This is a genomic window from Streptomyces sp. NPDC013457, from assembly GCF_043089925.1.
GTDB lineage: Bacteria > Actinomycetota > Actinomycetes > Streptomycetales > Streptomycetaceae > Streptomyces.
In genome coordinates, this window is record NZ_JBICBL010000021.1 from 1 (window position 1) to 16,095 (window position 16,095).

The 16,095-nt window shown below is 72.1% G+C and carries 16 protein-coding genes; 4 read left to right on the forward strand and 12 right to left on the reverse strand.

All coding sequences use genetic code 11. The annotated features are described in order from the left end of the window. From ACF1G2_RS34955 to ACF1G2_RS35005, 11 genes are all read right to left on the reverse strand, one after another. Positions 1-491, reverse strand: a 491-nt coding sequence (locus tag ACF1G2_RS34955; protein WP_391802191.1) for an ABC transporter substrate-binding protein, incomplete at its 3' end; no start/stop codon positions are given. Between the two features lie 209 nt (positions 492-700). After that, a complete protein-coding gene (locus tag ACF1G2_RS34960) occupies positions 701-2,041 on the reverse strand; it encodes a sulfate adenylyltransferase subunit 1 (RefSeq protein WP_391802192.1) in 1,341 nt (446 codons plus the stop codon). Between the two features lie 2 nt (positions 2,042-2,043). Next, positions 2,044-2,982 (reverse strand): sulfate adenylyltransferase subunit CysD, encoded by a 939-nt coding sequence (cysD, locus tag ACF1G2_RS34965; protein WP_391802193.1) that lies wholly within the window; start codon positions 2,980-2,982, stop codon positions 2,044-2,046. Continuing rightward, the gene (gene cysC / locus ACF1G2_RS34970; RefSeq protein ID WP_391802194.1) at positions 2,979-3,545 is read right to left on the reverse strand and encodes an adenylyl-sulfate kinase; all 567 of its coding nucleotides are present in this window, start codon (positions 3,543-3,545) and stop codon (positions 2,979-2,981) included. Before cysC ends, cysD begins: the two co-directional genes overlap by 4 nt. Beyond that, positions 3,545-4,255: a phosphoadenylyl-sulfate reductase gene (locus ACF1G2_RS34975; protein ID WP_391802195.1), complete on the reverse strand. Its 711-nt coding sequence runs from the start codon at positions 4,253-4,255 to the stop codon at positions 3,545-3,547. Before ACF1G2_RS34975 ends, cysC begins: the two co-directional genes overlap by 1 nt. After that, positions 4,252-4,431, reverse strand: a complete 180-nt coding sequence (locus tag ACF1G2_RS34980; protein ID WP_391802196.1) for a hypothetical protein — start codon at positions 4,429-4,431, stop codon at positions 4,252-4,254. Before ACF1G2_RS34980 ends, ACF1G2_RS34975 begins: the two co-directional genes overlap by 4 nt. A 28-nt stretch (positions 4,432-4,459) precedes the next feature. Next, complete coding sequence (locus ACF1G2_RS34985; protein ID WP_391802197.1) at positions 4,460-6,157, reverse strand: nitrite/sulfite reductase; 1,698 nt, start codon at positions 6,155-6,157, stop codon at positions 4,460-4,462. 126 nt (positions 6,158-6,283) lie between these two features. Beyond that, positions 6,284-6,367: a putative leader peptide gene (locus tag ACF1G2_RS34990; RefSeq protein ID WP_352077884.1), complete on the reverse strand. Its 84-nt coding sequence runs from the start codon at positions 6,365-6,367 to the stop codon at positions 6,284-6,286. Between the two features lie 204 nt (positions 6,368-6,571). After that, positions 6,572-7,141 (reverse strand): GNAT family N-acetyltransferase, encoded by a 570-nt coding sequence (locus ACF1G2_RS34995; protein ID WP_391802198.1) that lies wholly within the window; start codon positions 7,139-7,141, stop codon positions 6,572-6,574. A 205-nt stretch (positions 7,142-7,346) separates the two neighbouring features. Continuing rightward, the gene (locus ACF1G2_RS35000; RefSeq protein ID WP_391802199.1) at positions 7,347-8,663 is read right to left on the reverse strand and encodes a GAF domain-containing protein; all 1,317 of its coding nucleotides are present in this window, start codon (positions 8,661-8,663) and stop codon (positions 7,347-7,349) included. Positions 8,664-8,935: 272 nt separating this feature from the next. Further along, entirely contained in the window at positions 8,936-10,594 is a 1,659-nt protein-coding gene (locus tag ACF1G2_RS35005; protein WP_391802200.1) for an acyl-CoA dehydrogenase family protein, read from the reverse strand. Between the two features lie 17 nt (positions 10,595-10,611). Here ACF1G2_RS35005 and ACF1G2_RS35010 point away from each other — a divergent pair, with 17 nt between their 5' ends. Then, positions 10,612-11,727, forward strand: coding sequence for a YihY/virulence factor BrkB family protein (locus tag ACF1G2_RS35010; protein WP_352190908.1), 1,116 nt, complete (start codon positions 10,612-10,614; stop codon positions 11,725-11,727). 35 nt (positions 11,728-11,762) lie between these two features. After that, the gene (locus tag ACF1G2_RS35015) at positions 11,763-12,500 is read left to right on the forward strand and encodes a helix-turn-helix domain-containing protein (RefSeq protein WP_391802201.1); all 738 of its coding nucleotides are present in this window, start codon (positions 11,763-11,765) and stop codon (positions 12,498-12,500) included. On the opposite strand, the gene ACF1G2_RS35020 is transcribed toward ACF1G2_RS35015, so the two are convergent. Continuing rightward, the gene (locus ACF1G2_RS35020; protein ID WP_391802202.1) at positions 12,437-12,835 is read right to left on the reverse strand and encodes a VOC family protein; all 399 of its coding nucleotides are present in this window, start codon (positions 12,833-12,835) and stop codon (positions 12,437-12,439) included. The two genes, ACF1G2_RS35015 and ACF1G2_RS35020, sit on opposite strands and share 64 nt — an antisense overlap. 185 nt (positions 12,836-13,020) lie before the next feature. On the opposite strand from ACF1G2_RS35020, the gene ACF1G2_RS35025 reads away from it, so the two are divergent. Both ACF1G2_RS35025 and rsgA read left to right on the forward strand, forming a co-directional pair. Beyond that, positions 13,021-14,136: a molybdopterin-dependent oxidoreductase gene (locus tag ACF1G2_RS35025; RefSeq protein ID WP_391802203.1), complete on the forward strand. Its 1,116-nt coding sequence runs from the start codon at positions 13,021-13,023 to the stop codon at positions 14,134-14,136. 475 nt (positions 14,137-14,611) lie between these two features. Continuing rightward, on the forward strand, positions 14,612-15,757 hold the full coding sequence (rsgA, locus tag ACF1G2_RS35030; protein WP_391802204.1) for a ribosome small subunit-dependent GTPase A: 1,146 nt from the start codon (positions 14,612-14,614) through the stop codon (positions 15,755-15,757). Positions 15,758-16,095 lie beyond the last annotated feature (338 nt).

Sequence of the window (16,095 nt, forward strand, 5' to 3'; positions counted from 1 at the left end):
TTGCCGAGCTGCGGGGTGGCGATCCGCTTGCCCTTGACGTCGTCGAGGGTCTTGATCTTCTCCGGGTTCACGACGAGCTTCACACCGCCGGAGGCCGAACCCCCGACGATCCGCAGGCTCTTCCCCTTCGACTTGGTGTAGCCGTTGATCGCGGGGGAGGGACCGACGTACGCGATGTCGACCGAGTCGGCGTTCAGCGCCTCGATCGCGGAGGGGCCGGCGTTGAAGGTGGAGACCTTCAGCTGGGTTCCGCCCAGCTCCTTCTGGATGATGCCTTCCTCGTCGCCCACCAGGCCGGTGGCATGGGTCAGGTTCGGGAAGTAGCCGAGCCGGACCGTGTCGGCCGAGAGCTTCTCGCCCTCGGCGGCCACCTTCTTCTCGTCGCTCTTCGCCTGCGACCCGTAGCCACAGGAGGCCAGCGCGCCGATCAGCAGCGGCAGGGCCGCAGCGGCGACGAGTGCGCGGCGCGGAGTCGTACGGAAGGCAGGCACGGAGGTGGTTCCCCTCAGGGTCTTCGAAGGCTTCTTCGGCTATGTCGTTCGTGGAACGCCTGGAACGGGCGGAGCGGGGCGGCGCCGCGTACGCGGCGCGCCGGCATCAGCACGCACATCGCGCGACCCCTCCGCTGCCCGCGCCGAGGGCGCCGGAACCCACGCGGCCGCCCTCCTTGGCGAAGGTGTCGTAGGCGTCGTACGTCATGTCAGAAGTCCCAGCCCTCGTCGTCCGCGACCGCGGCCACGGCCTTGGCGTCGGCGAAGGACGTGCCCGCCATGCCCGCCGCGAGCGTGGTGCCGTCCGCGGGGTCGATCAGCAGGAACGAACCGGTGCGACGCGAGTCGGCGTACGAGTCGAGCGCGAGCGGCTCGGCGGTACGGACCTTCACCCGGCCGATGTCGTTGGCGACCAGCTGGCCCGGCTCGGGGTGCTGGGAGAGGTCGTCCAGCGTCAGCCGGGACGGGATCTCCTTGACGATCGCCTTGACCGTGCGCGTGGTGTGCTTGAGCAGCACCCGCTGGCCCACGGTCAGCGGCTGGTCCGCCACATGGCAGACCGTCGCCTCGACGTCCTGGCTGGTGGCCGGGGCGTCCCCGCTCGGAGCGAGGAGGTCGCCGCGCGAGATGTCGATGTCGTCCGCCAGCCGGATCGTGACCGACTGCGGCGCCCACGCGATGTCCACCGACTCGCCCAGCGCGTCGATCGCCGTGATCGTGGACGTCCTGCCCGACGGCAGTACGGTGATCTGCTCGCCGACCCGGAAGGCGCCGGCCGCGATCTGACCGGCGTAGCCGCGGTAGTCAGGGTGCTCGGCGGTCTGCGGACGGATCACGTACTGGACGGGGAAACGCGCGTGGCAGGCCGTCAGGTCGTGGCTGACCGGCACGGTCTCCAGGTGCTCCAGGACCGTCGGGCCGCCGTACCAGTCCATGTTGGCGGAGGGCTCCACCACGTTGTCGCCGGCCAGCGCGGAGATCGGGATCGCGGTGATCTCCGGGACGCCCAGCTCGGAGGCGTACGTCGTGAACTCCTCGGCGATCGCCGCGAAGACGGGCTCCGCGTAGTCGACGAGGTCCATCTTGTTGACGGCCAGGACGACATGCGGCACCCGCAGCAGCGCCGCGACGGCCGCGTGGCGGCGGGTCTGCTCGACCACGCCGTTGCGCGCGTCGACCAGGACCACGGCCAGCTCGGCGGTGGAGGCGCCGGTGACCATGTTCCGGGTGTACTGCACGTGCCCGGGGGTGTCGGCGAGGATGAACCGGCGCCGCGGGGTCGCGAAGTAGCGGTACGCCACGTCGATGGTGATGCCCTGCTCCCGCTCGGCCCGCAGACCGTCGGTGAGCAGCGCCAGGTCCGGGGCCTCCTGGCCGCGCTTGAGAGACGCGGCCTCCACGGCCTCCAGCTGGTCGGTCAGGACCGACTTGGAGTCGTGCAGGAGCCGGCCCACCAGCGTGGACTTGCCGTCGTCGACGGATCCGGCGGTCGCGAAACGCAGCAGGGTGGTCGCCGAGACGTCGGCGAACTGCTCGGTCGTGCTCGTCATGGCTAGAAGTACCCTTCGCGCTTGCGGTCTTCCATCGCGGCCTCGGACATCTTGTCGTCGGCGCGGGTCGCACCCCGCTCGGTGAGGCGGGAGGCGGCGATCTCGGCGATGACGGCCTCCAGGGTGGAGGCGTCGGAGTCGACGGCGCCCGTGCAGGACATGTCGCCGACGGTGCGGTAGCGGATCAGCCGCTTCTCCACCGTCTCGGTGTCCTTGGGGCCGCCCCACTCGCCGGCCGTCAGCCACATGCCGTTGCGGGCGAAGACCTCGCGCTCGTGGGCGAAGTAGATCTCCGGCAGGTCGATGGACTCGCGGGCGATGTACTGCCAGACGTCCAGCTCGGTCCAGTTGGAGAGCGGGAAGACGCGGACGTGCTCGCCGGGCGCGTGGCGGCCGTTGTAGAGCTGCCACAGCTCCGGGCGCTGGCGCCGCGGGTCCCACTGCGAGAACTCGTCACGCAGGGAGAACACCCGCTCCTTCGCGCGGGCCTTCTCCTCGTCGCGCCGGCCGCCGCCGAAGACGGCGTCGAAACGGTGCTGCTGGATCGCCTCGGTCAGCGGCACCGTCTGGAGCGGGTTGCGCGTCCCGTCGGGACGCTCGCGCAGCTTCCCGGCGTCGATGTACTCCTGGACGGAGGCGACGTGCAGGCGCAGCCCGTGCTCGGCCACGACCCGGTCGCGGTACTCGATGACCTCGGGGAAGTTGTGCCCGGTGTCGACGTGCAGCAGCGTGAAGGGGACCGGCGCCGGCGCGAACGCCTTGAGCGCCAGGTGCAGCATGACGATGGAGTCCTTGCCGCCGGAGAAGAGGATCACCGGCCGCTCGAACTCGCCCGCCACCTCGCGGAAGATGTGGACGGCCTCGGACTCGAGCGAGTCCAGGTGCGACAGCGCGAACGGGCTGTCGGTCTCCTCATGAACATGGGCAACGGTGGTGCTCACGTCAGGCCCCTCTCGGTGAGCAGCGCGTGGAGCTGCGCCGCGGACTCCTGCACGGTCTGGTTCTGGGACTCGATCCGCAGATCGGGGTCGGCCGGCTCGTCGTACGGGTCGTCGACTCCGGTCAGGCCGCTGAGCGCGCCCGCGGCCTGCTTGGCGTACAGCCCCTTCACATCGCGTACGGAGCACACGTCCACCGGAGTGGCGACGTGCACCTCGACGTACGGGGTGCCCTCGGACTCGTGGCGCTTGCGGACGGCCTCTCGGCTGTCCGCGTACGGGGCGATGACCGGGACCAGGACCTTCACGCCGTTCGAGGCGAGCAGTTCGGCGACGAAGCCGATCCGCTGCACGTTGGTGTGCCGGTCCTCGCGGCTGAAGCCGAGACCCGCGGAGAGGAACTCGCGGATCTCGTCGCCGTCGAGCACCTCGACCCGGTGGCCCTCGCCGCGCAGCGTGGCGGCGAGCTCGTACGCGATCGTGGTCTTGCCGGCGCTGGGCAGGCCCGTGAGCCAGATGGTGGCACCGGTCACGTCGTTCTCCTGGGAGTTCTCAAGTGTGGTCATCAGCCGTGCAACCCGCATTCCGTCTTGCCCCGGCCGGCCCAGCGGCCGGCCCTGACGTCCTCGCCCTCCGCGACGCGGCGGGTGCAGGGTGCGCAGCCGACGGAGGTGTAGCCGTCCATGAGGAGCGGGTTGGTGAGGACGCCGTGCTGGGCGACGTAGGCGTCGACGTCGTCCTGCGTCCAGCGGGCGATGGGGGAGATCTTGACCTTCTGCCGCTTCTCGTCCCAGCCGACGACCGGGGTGTTCGCCCGGGTCGGGGACTCGTCGCGGCGCAGGCCGGTCGCCCAGGCGCGGTACGCGGTCAGGCCCTCTTCCAGCGGCTTGACCTTGCGCAGCGCGCAGCACAGGTCGGGGTCGCGGTCGTGCAGCTTCGGGCCGTACTCGGCGTCCTGCTCGGCGACGGACTGACGCGGGGTCAGGGTGATGACGCTGACGTCCATCACCGCTTCGACCGCGTCACGGGTGCCGATGGTCTCGGGGAAGTGGTAGCCGGTGTCGAGGAAGACCACGTCCACTCCGGGCATGGCGCGCGAGGCGAGGTGGGCGACGACCGCGTCCTCCATGGAGGAGGTGACGCAGAACTGCCTGCCGAAGGTCTCCGCCGCCCACCGGAGGATCTCCAGCGCGGAGGCGTCCTCGAGCTCGCGGCCGGCCCGCTCGGCGAGCGCCTTCAGATCGGTGTCCTCGGTGATCGCCTGAGTGGTTGTCATATCGGTTCCCCTCCAGTGGAGTCGCTCGAAGTTCCAGGGGCGAGGAGCCCCAGGAACTTCAACTGGAAGGCTCGACTGCACGCCCGGCATTCCCAGGCCCCGTGGCCCGTCTCATGCGGGAACAGGTCCTCGTCGCCGCAGTACGGGCAGTAGAAGGGCGCGGCACGCTCGCTCATACGGCATCCCTCGTTTCGTTCGCCGCGCTCACGAGAGGGCCTCCTCCGACGCGCGCGCCGCCCAGGTGGCGAAGCGCTCGCCGTCCTCGCGCTGCTCCTGGAAGCGCGTGAGGACCCGCTCGACGTAGTCCGGCAGCTCGGCCGAGGTGACCTTCAGGCCACGGACCTTGCGGCCGAAGCCGGCCTCGAGGCCGAGGGCGCCGCCCAGGTGGACCTGGTAGCCCTCGACGCGGTTGCCGTCGTCGTCCAGGACCAGCTGGCCCTTGAGGCCGATGTCCGCGACCTGGATGCGGGCGCAGGCGTTGGGGCAGCCGTTGATGTTGATGGTGATCGGCTCGTCGAACTCGGGGATGCGGCGCTCGAGTTCGTCGATCAGGGAGGCGCCGCGCGCCTTGGTCTCGACGATCGCCAGCTTGCAGAACTCGATGCCGGTGCAGGCCATCGTCCCGCGCCGGAACGGCGAGGGGTCGACCCGCAGGTCCAGGGACTCGAGCGCGGAGACGATCGACTCGACCTGCGCCTCCTCGACGTCCAGGACGATCATCTTCTGCTCGGCGGTGGTACGGACCCGGCCCGAACCGTGCGCCTCGGCGATGTCCGCGATCTTGGTGAGCGTGGTGCCGTCGACGCGGCCGACGCGCGGAGCGAAGCCGACGTAGAAGCGGCCGTCCTTCTGCCGGTGGACGCCCACGTGGTCGCGCCACTGTCCGGCCGGCTGCTCGGGGGCGGGGCCGTCGGTCAGCTTGCGCTTCAGGTACTCGTCCTCCAGGACCTGGCGGAACTTCTCCGGGCCCCAGTCGGCGACGAGGAACTTCAGCCGGGCGCGGGTGCGCAGCCGGCGGTAGCCGTAGTCACGGAAGATCGAGATGACGCCCTCGTAGACGTCCGGGACCTCGTCGAGGGAGACCCAGGTGCCCAGGCGGACGCCCAGCTTGGGGTTGGTGGACAGACCGCCGCCGACCCAGACGTCGAATCCGGGGCCGTGCTCCGGGTGGTCCACGCCGACGAAGGCGATGTCGTTGATCTCGTGCGCCACGTCGAGCAGCGGCGAGCCGGAGACGGCGGACTTGAACTTGCGGGGCAGGTTGGAGAAGTCCTTGTTGCCCACGATCCGGCGGTAGATCTCGTCGATGGCGGGGGTGCCGTCGATGATCTCGTCCTCGGCGATGCCGGCGACCGGGGAACCGAGGATGACGCGCGGGGTGTCGCCGCAGGCCTCGGTGGTCGACAGGCCGACGGCCTCCAGCCGGTTCCAGATCTCGGGGACGTCCTCGATCCGGATCCAGTGGTACTGCACGTTCTGCCGGTCCGTGATGTCGGCCGTGCCGCGCGCGAACTCCTGCGAGATCTCGCCGACGACGCGCAGCTGCTCGGTCGTCAGCCGGCCGCCGTCGATGCGGACCCGGAGCATGAAGTACTCCGCGTCCAGCTCCTCCGGCTCCAGGACACCGGTCTTGGTGCCGTCGAGGCCCTCCTTGCGCTGGGTGTAGAGACCCCACCAGCGCATGCGGCCCCGCAGGTCGTTGGGGTCGATCGAGTCGAACCCACGCTTGGAGTAGATCGTCTCAATGCGTGTCCGCACATTGAGACCGTCGTCGTCCTTCTTGAACTGCTCATTGCCGTTCAGCGGGGTGAAGTGCCCCACGGCCCACTGGCCCTCGCCACGGTGACGGCTCACCTTGCGGCGGGGCGTGGCGGGTGCGGGGTTTTCAGGGGTGGCGGCCATGGCGATATGTCCTTCGGGACTGCGGGAGGGCGGCTCTGACCTGCACACTCGTACGTGGGTCAGGAGATGGCGCAACGGTGCGCAGCAGGGTCGGTCTGAAAGGTGCTCGGGGAGGTGCTGGTTCTCTCAGCGCGCCGAACACATGGCGCTGGACATGCGGCCGAGGTCGACGTGCCGCCGACTCACCAAGGCAATTCCAGTTCCAGACATGACGGAAGCGTGTCACGGGGCTTTGGACTCAGTCCAGCTTCGTCCGCAATGTGGACACGAGTGTCCCGCATCGCGAGACAGTGTGGTGTGGGTCACGCCCGGGCCCTCCCGCGGGCCCGGGGTATGTGCCGGGAACGTGCCGGATACGTCTCGAACCGCGTGCCGAGGACGTCAGTGGCCGGTCAGCGGCCGGTCGGCGGCCGGTCAGTGCGCGCCGGGCCAGGGGCCGGGCGTCTCGGACTCCTCGACCTCCTCCACCTTGGTGTCGAAGAGCCGGAAGCCGCGGCGCCGGTAGTTGTCCATCGCGTGCGGTCCGTCCAGCGAGCAGGTGTGCAGCCACACCCGCCGGGTCGCCTCCCGCTCCGGCCAGCGCTCGGCCAGGTCCCAGGCGCGCTGGACACCGTACGAGAGCAGGTGTCCGCCGATCCGGCGGCCCCGGAAGGAGGGGATCAGCCCGAAGTAGACGATCTCCACCACCCCGTCGCCCTGCGGGTCCAGCTCCACGTATCCGGCGGGCGTCCCCTTCTCGTACGCCACCCAGATCTCGGCCCCGGGCTTCTCGACGATCTCCTGCCACTGCTTGTACGTCAGCGACAGCCGGTCGTTCCAGCGGATGTCGCCGCCGACCGCCGTATAGAGGAAGCGGCTGTACTCGGGCGAGGGCACCTCGGCGCGCCGGATCGTGACGTCGTCCCCCTCCGGCGGCGTCGCGGGACGCAGATCGGACGGCGAGGTCTGCTCGAGGGACCAGGTGGTGAGAGTGATGGTGCTCATCGCTCCATCGCATCATGCCCGCGCACGGAACCGCCCCGGGGGGCGTGCCCGGGGGCGAGCTCGCTGGCGGGCCCGGGGTGAGCTCGGCCCGGCGGGCGCGGCGCCGGCCACCGTGAGCAGCCTGTCCATCATGTGGGCAGGCCGCTCACGGAGCGGCGCACGAGCCGAGCGGCCGGGGAGACCCGAGGGCCCGGCCTCGGGCGCCCTAGGCCCGCCCCAGCCGGGCGGAGCGGACCGCCGGGGCCGTCGAGTGCGGGAGGAGGTCCGCCGGGTGGTCCGGGGTCACGATCGCCACCTCCACCTCCTCGCTGAAGCGGTACGGGCGGTGGGCCAGAACGCTCGCCAGGTTCCGGCGGATCCGTGACATCTCCGCCCGTACCGTCACCGTCCTCGTCCGGTCCCCGAACACGTCCTCGGCCAGCTCCGCCGCCGTCCGGCCGTCGCGGTACAGCGCCAGGACGTACAGCAGCTCGGCGTGGCGCGGGCTCAGCTCCTGCGACCAGCTCCCCGCCGCCCCCGACACCGCGACCGACCACCGGCGCGGCCGGCTCAGGTCGAGCACCACGCGGCTCGCCGCCTCCCCGGCCGGAGGCGCGCCCGCCCGGTCCTCGTCCTCGACGCGCAGCAGCCAGCCCCCCGGCAGCGGCTCGACCGCGCACATCCCCAGCGACGGCAGCCACACCCGACCGGCCCGGAAGGACTTGGGCAGCACGATCCGGTCCACCGGCGCCATCCCCGTCACCGCCGCCGTCCAGCCGTGCGCGTCCACCGCGACCGCCCGACCGCCCACCCGGCACAGGATCGGCGCGGCCACCGACCGCAGCCGCTCGATCGACCGCAGATGACGGTCGCGCATCTCCGCCTCCGCGAGCTGGGCGACCGAACCGACCAGCGCGAGCGTCGACGGATGGAAGCTGGACGCGGGACCGCTCACGTCCACGATCCCCAACAGCCGCCGGTCGCGGGGATCGTGGACCGGGGCCGCCGCACACGTCCAGTTGTGCAGCGTGTGGACGTAGTGCTCGGCCGAGTGGACCTGGACCGCCCGCCGCATCGCGAGCGCCGTCCCCACCGCGTTCGTCCCGGTGGTGTGCTCGGTCCAGGCCGCGCCCTCCTCCAGACAGATGCCGTTGGCCTGCCGCATCACCGCGAGGTTGCCCTCGCGCCAGAGCACCCGGCCCTGCTCGTCCGTCACCACCATGATCTGCATCGAGGCCTCGGCGATCCCGGTGAGCATGGTGCTCAGCGTGCGCATCACCTCACCGAGGACCGTCGTGCGCCGGCGCTCCTCCAGCTCGTCCCGCTGGAGCAGCGCCGTGCTGGTGCCCTGGTCGGGGTCGAGACCGAGCCGGAACATCCGCTGCCACGAAGCGTCGATGACCGGTCTGGGAGCGATCGGCGGCGTCCGGCCGGCCAGTGTCTCCTCCCGTACGCGATGCAGCAGCCGGGTCGCCTGGGCCGCGTCCATCGCGGCCAGCCGCTTCATGTCGAGACGCGTGTTGTTCAGCCGAGTGTTCGTCATCGGTCTCTCCCAGCCACCACCCGCGGCGCTGTATCGGTTCTGCTGCATTGCGCAGTGCTGGTGCCCATCGTGCCGTCCCGGACTGCCCCGCGAAGGGCGGTTCGGGTAATCCTGCAACCCTTTGCAACTCTGGAAGCAACCGCTCTCGTGCATGAGGGTGGTCCGAGCGGCGGGTGGTGCCGTGTCGGCGCAGCACCACCCACCGCTTTTCGCATGCCCGGCGCCCCGCGGAACGCGGTGGCAGGCGCCCGCCCGCCCGGCGACGTACCTGATCAGACCTCCGCGCGCGCCCGCTCCACCACCGAGGCCAGATCCAGCGTCGACGGCAGCGTCCCGAACGCCGCGCCCCAGTCGCCGCCCAGCCGCGAGGCGCAGAAAGCGTCCGCCACCTCCGACGGCGCCCACCGCACCAGCAGCGACCCCTGCAGGACGAGCGCCATCCGCTCCACGAGGCGCCGCGCCCGCCCCTCGATCCCGTCCAGATCGGCCAGTTCGGTCAGCATCCCCTTGATCGCCCGGTCGAGCCGGTGATCCGCGCCCCGCGCCTTCCCGACCTCCGTCAGGAGGGCGTTCAGTGCCATCGGCTCCTGCCGCAGGACCCGCAGCACGTCCAGGGCCTGGACGTTGCCCGAGCCCTCCCAGATCGAGTTGAGCGGAGACTCGCGCAGCAGCCGCGGCATCCCCGACTCCTCCACGTAGCCGTTGCCGCCCAGGCACTCCAGCGCCTCCGCCACCACCGGAGTGCACCGCTTCGTCACCCAGTACTTGGCCACCGGCACCGCGATCCGCGCGAACGCACGCTCCGCCTCCGAGCCGGCGTCGTACGCAGCCGCCAGCCGCATCCCCAGGACCGTCGCCGCCTCCGACTCCAGGGCGAGATCGGCCAGCACGTTGCGCATCAGCGGCTTGTCGATCAGCTCGCCCCCGAACGCGCGGCGGTACGCCGTGTGGTGCACGGCCTGGGCGACCGCCTGCCGCATCAGCGCCGCCGAGCCCAGCACACAGTCCAGCCGCGTCGCCGCCACCATCTCGATGATCGTGCGGACCCCGCGCCCCTCGTCCCCGACCCGGCGCGCCCACGTCGTCCCGTCGAACTCGACCTCGGCGGAGGCGTTGGACCGGTTGCCGAGCTTGTCCTTGAGCCGCTGGATCGCGAACGCGTTCCGCGTCCCGTCCGGCAGGACCCGCGGCACCAGGAAACAGGTGAGACCACCCTGTCCGGCCGAGGGGGACACCTGCGCGAGCACCAGGAAGCCGTCCGACATCGGCGCCGAACAGAACCACTTGTGCCCCGTCAGCACATACGCGTCCCCGTCCGCCCCCGGGAGCGCCCGCGCCCGGGTCGTGTTCGTCCGGACGTCACTGCCGCCCTGCTTCTCCGTCATCCCCATCCCGAGAAGCACACCGCCCTTCTCCTCCGGCGTCCGCAGCCCCTGCTCGTACATGCGCGAGGTCAGCAGTGGCTCCCACACCGCGGCCAGTGCCGGATCCGCACGCAGCGCGGGCACCGCGGCATGCGTCATGGACAGCGGGCAGCCGTGCCCCGCCTCGATCTGCGTCGTCAGGACGAAGCCGGCCGCCCGTCGCACGTGGCCCCCCGGGCGGCCCCACGCGTCCGTGAGCCCGGCGCCCACGGCCCGGCCCAGCAGCCGGTGCCAGGCCGGATGGAACTCGACCTCGTCGATCCGGTTCCCGTACCGATCGTGCGTCCGCAGCCGCGGCGGGTGCTCGTTCGCCAGCGCGCCCCACTCCGCCGCCTGGGCCGACCCGGCGGAGCGGCCGAAGTCCGCCAGTTCGTCCCGTGCGTCCGCGAAGACCTCCGGCGGCACATGCCGCTCCACGGCCTCCGCGAGTGCCCGGTCCGCGGTGAACACGTCGTATCCGACCAGGGGCGGAGGCTGGTTGGTCACGGTGTGGGTGGTGGGTGCCATGCCGATACGGTAAGGAGGTGCAGGCAGCAAACGAAACACCCGAGCGGCGGCCCGGGAACAGACTCCACCGGGCGCGCGTCCTCTACCGCAACGTGTCCAAGCGGAAGATGGTCTGGCTGCTCCTGAAGGACACCGTCAACTCGTGCATCGAGTACCGCATCCTCGGTCTCGCCGCCGAAGCCGCGTTCTTCACCCTGCTGTCCCTCCCCCCGCTGCTGCTCGGCATGATCGCCCTCCTCGGCTACGCCGACGACTGGACCAACACCGACACGGTCGCCAGCATCGAGGAGAACATCCTCAACGCCGCCCGGACGGTCCTCTCCGACCGGGGCGTACGCGAGATCGCCAAACCGCTCCTGGACGACGTCACCCAGGGCACCCGCCCCGAACTCGTCTCGCTCGGCTTCGCCATCGCCCTGTGGTCCGGCTCGCGCGCCGTCAACGTCTTCATCGACACCATCACCGTGATGTACGGACTCGACGGCCACCGCGGCATCGTGAAGACCCGGCTCCTCGCCTTCCTGCTCTACATCGTGGCCCTGCTCATCGGCGCGGTCGTGCTGCCGCTCGCCGTGGTCGGACCCGACCGGGTGGTGGAGCTGATCCCCTGGGGCACGGAAGTCGTCTCCGTCCTGTACTGGCCGGTCGTCATCCTGCTCTCCGTCGCCTTCCTCACCACGCTCTACCACGTCTCCGTGCCCGTCAGATCGCCGTGGATCGAGGACATCCCGGGTGCGCTCGTCGCCCTCGGGATGTGGGTGCTCGGCAGCTTCCTGCTCCGGATCTACCTCACCAGCCAGGTCGAGGGCCCCACCATCTACGGCTCCCTCGCCGCCCCCATCGCCGTCCTGCTCTGGATCGGCATCTCGGCCTTCGCCGTGCTCGTCGGCGCGGCGGTGAACGCGGCGATCGACCGGGTCTGGCCCTCGGTCGCCACCGCCGCCGCCCGCGAGGCCAGCGACCGCGCCCGCGCCGCCCAGGCCGCCGACCTCGTCGCCCGGCTGCGCGCGGAGGCGGAGGAGGTGGACGAGGACGACCCGGACATGCCGTCGGAGTTCCCCGAACGCTGGTCCCGCTTCCTGCCCCCGGACGACGTGAAGTCACGCCTCCACTCGGGCTGGGAGAAGGACTAGAAGGTGCCCCCGCAGGGCCGTCTACCCTCGGAAGGGTGTACGAGGAACGCCCGGCGCGCCTGGACGGCGCGGTCGTCTGGACCCTGACGTCACGGACCGCGGACGAGGGCCCGGTGCCGGTGCTGCCCGACGGCTGCATGGACCTGCTGTGGTGCGCCGGCCGGCTGCTCGTCGCCGGCCCCGACACCGTCGCGCACCTCCCCGAGGCCGGCCCCGGGCCGTACGCCGGGATCCGGTTCGCCCCCGGTGACGCGCCCACACTGCTCGGCGTACCGGCGAGCGCCCTGCGCGACCGGCGGGTCGAGCTGGGCGCGCTGTGGGGCGAGGCACGTGCCCGGCGGCTCGGCGAGCGGATCTCCGCCGCGCCCGACCCCGCCGCGGCCCTGGAGGACCTCGCCGTCCGCCGCGCCGCCGACGCCCCGGACCCCGACCCCCTGATCCGCGCCGTCGTCCGGCGCCTCGCCGCCGGACGGCCCGTGGCGGAGACCGCCGACGCCGTGGGTCTCGGCGCGCGCCGGCTCCACCGGCGGTCCCTGGACGCGTTCGGCTACGGCCCCAAGACCCTGGCCCGCGTCCTCCGGCTCCAGCGCGCCCTCGCCCTGGTCAGGGCAGGGGTTCCGTTCGCCGACGCGGCGCTCGGCGCGGGCTGCGCCGACCAGGCCCACCTGGCACGCGAGACCAGGGCGCTGGCCGGAACGACCCTGACCGCCTACGCGTCGGCCTGGGCGAAGAGGGAGACCCCGCAGCCGTCAGGGTCGAGCACCACGGCGTAGCGCTGCCCCCACACGGCGTCCCAGGGCTTCAGATGCCCGCGGTACCCGGCGGCGACGAGCGACTCGTACGTGGCGTCCACCTCCCCGGGCGAGCCGCAGAGGAACGCGAGCCCCATCCGGTCGCCGCCCTCGGGACGGGTCCAGCCGGCATCGAAGGAGGCGATGACCTCCTCCGTGTCCCACGCGATCCGCATCCCCCCGGGCAGGGCGGCCTCCACGTGCGGCGCGGTGTCGGCGTCGGCCGGGATGTCGAGACCGAGCCGCCGGTAGAAGGCGAGCGAGGCGGCCATGTCGGAGACGACGAGGCCGATGACGTCCAGTCGTGGTGTGTTCATGGGACGAGGCTAGGCGGGCGGGGGAGGCGGGGTCTTGGACGAATCGGACGCCGCCGCGGGGCCGAGGGGCCCGGCCGGCGCCGTCCGTCGGGTGGCCCCGTCGTGCTCCACGTACGCTGAGAGCGGGCCCGCGCCCCACCTGCGCGGCGCCGCACCGGGACCGCGCCCACGGAGGTGTCGGCGTCATGACCGCATCGGCCGTTCCGCGAGGGCAGGGCGCGACCGCCTGGGCCCCCGAGACGGTGACCACCGAGCCGTACAACGCCCAGACGCCGATGGCCGCGCTGGCCGGTCCGGTGACGCCCGCCGACGCCCTCTTCGTACGGGACCACTTCGGCGTCCCGCCCACCGGGACCGCCGACTGGCGGCTCCGCGTCGACGGCGCCGTGACCACACCGCTCACCCTCGACTACGAGGAACTCATCGCCCTCGGCCGCCCCGGCCGGCGCGAGTTCGACGTCGTCCTGGAGTGCGCGGGCAACGGCCGCGCCCTGATGAACCCGCGCCCGCCGGGGCTGCCGTGGGGCCGCGGGGCCGTCGGCTGCGCCCGGTTCGCGGGCGTGCCGTTCCACCGAATCGCCGAGCGGGCCGGCCTCGACCCGGCGACCGTCGAGTTCGTCTTCGCCGGAGCCGACACCGGCACCGTCCACGGGCACCCCACGGCATTCGAGCGCGCCCTCCCGCTCGCCGAGGCGCTCCACCCCGACACCCTCCTCGCCACGCACCTGAACGGCGCACCGCTCACACCCGAGCACGGCGCCCCCGTCCGGCTCGTGGTCCCGGGCCGGTACGCGGTCGCCGACGTGAAGTGGCTGGTGGGGGCGCGCGCCGTCACCGAACCCTTCACCGGCGTCTTCCAGACCGAGGAGTACGTCTACATCGCCTCGGACGGCACCCCCGACGGGCCCGTCACGGCCATCCGCGTCAAGTCGCTCATCACCGCGCCCGAACCGGACGAGGACCTGCGTCGCGGCACGCAGACCGTCGTACGCGGCCGGGCCTGGTCGGGCGCCGGCCGGTCCGTGGGCCGGGTCGAGGTCCGGGCCGAGGACGCGGACGGCACCGGCCCGGGGGAGGGCGTCCCGGACGCCGAGTGGCACGACGCCGAACTCGAGCCGCCCACCGGCCCGTACGCCTGGACGGCCTGGTCGTACCGGTGGACACCGCGCCGCCCCGGCCGGTACCGCCTGCTGGCCCGCGCGACCGACTCCCACGGCGCCACCCAGCCCGACCGCGCCCCGTGGAACGCCCAGGGCTACGGCTGCAACCCGGTGGCCACGGTCGAGGTGGTCGTCGTCTGAGCCCTCCCGGCCCGGCTGCGGGGCGTCATGCGTCGCGGGGCGGGTCGCAGGGCAGGGCGGGCGAGACGGACTCCTTCCAGACGTCCGCGTGATCGCGTCCCGCGATGCGTCATGCGGTTCCTGATGGGGAGTCATGTAGACCGAGTCTGCATCAACACCGGCTCGTGGGAGGTGAGTTGACTGTGAGTCCCTGGTGTGTGCGGGGCGCGGGGCCGTGGATGGGGCCGTGGGCGGAAAAAGAGGTGGCGAGCCTCGCGGGGCCGTGGTTACGATCCTCGTGTTCTCCGGCGGCCGACTGACGGCCGCCTGTCAGTCGAGTGTGTTCTCTTCAGGAGGTGTGACCGATGGCTGCTGTCACGTCGGGCGCTGCCCGCTTCGCGTACGTCCTCCACGTCACCTCCGTGGCCGCCGGCTGACTCCTCCTTTCTTCCGCGCCGTTCGGCGCGTGCCGGGGCCACCCCTCGAAGGGTTCCCCTTGTCTTTCTCCTCGCTTGTCCGTTCCTCCTCTTCTCTCTCCTCCTCTTCTTCTCCCGCGCACCCTCTCGCCCCGTACGGCTGGGACGAGGGCTGGGAGGCCGCGTTCGCCCCGTACGCCGAGCAGGGGCTTCTGCCCGGCCGGGTGCTCCGGGTCGACCGCGGTCAGTGCGACCTCATCACCCCGATCGGCACCGTGCGGGCCGACACCGAGTTCGTCGTGCCGCGCGACCCGCTGAAGGTCGTGTGCACGGGTGACTGGGCGGCCGTCGACCCGGACGGCGACCCCCGCTACGTACGGACGCTCCTGCCGCGCCGCACGGCGTTCGCGCGGTCCACGTCGTCCAAGCGGTCCGAGGGCCAGATCCTCGCGGCCAACGTCGACCACGCGATCATCACGGTCTCGCTCGCCGTCGAGCTGGACCTCGGTCGCGTCGAGCGCTTCCTCGCCCTGGCGTGGGAGTCGGGCGCCCAGCCGCTCGTGGTGCTCAGCAAGGCCGATCTCGTACCCGACCCGGTCGGGCTCTCGTACCTCGTCGAGGACGTGGAGACGGTGGCGCCGGGTGTCCAGGTGATTCCCGTCAGCTCGGCGACCGGCGAGGGGCTCGACGTGCTCCGCGCGCTGGTGTCGGGAGGGACGAGTGTGCTGCTCGGCGCCTCCGGCGCCGGGAAGTCCACGCTCGCCAACACGCTCCTCGGCGAGGACGTGATGACGGTCCAGGCCGCTCGTGACGTGGACGGCAAGGGCCGCCACACCACGACCACGCGCAACCTGCTCGTGCTGCCCGAGGGCGGTGTCCTCATCGACACCCCCGGTCTGCGCGGAGTCGGGCTCTGGGACGCCGAGACCGGCGTCGGCCAGGTCTTCTCGGAGATCGAGGCCCTGGCCGAGGAGTGCCGGTTCCACGACTGCGCCCACGAGGCTGAGCCGGGCTGCGCCGTGACGGCGGCGGTGGACGACGGCACCCTGTCCGTGCGCCGCCTGGAGAGCTACCGCAAGCTCCTGCGCGAGAACCAGCGCATCGTCGCCAAGACGGACGCCCGCGTGCGCGCCGAGATGCTCAAGGACTGGAAGCGCAAGGGCGCGGAGGGCCGCGCCGCCATGGAAGCGAAGCGCGGCACCGGCCACCGGAACGCGCCCCGGTAGCCACCACGGGCGAAGCGCCTGGCGCCGGGGGCCTAAGGGGACCTGCCCCCTGACCGACCCACCGGCCCCGGCGGCCGTGCGGCCCTCCGGCCCCGGCGGCCCGGGCGGCCTTGCGGCCCACCGACCGTGGCGATCCGGGTGGCCTACCGGCCGGTGGACCGCCGGGCCTACCGGCGCGGGTCGGCCCTGGCGGCTCACCTGCGCCGGCGGGCGGCGCACCGGCCGTTGCGGTCCTACCGGCTCATGGACCCTTCCGGTCGTACCGGCTCATGGATCCTTCCGGTCGTACCGGCTCATGGATCCTTCCGGTCGTACCGGCTCATGGATCCTTCCGGTCG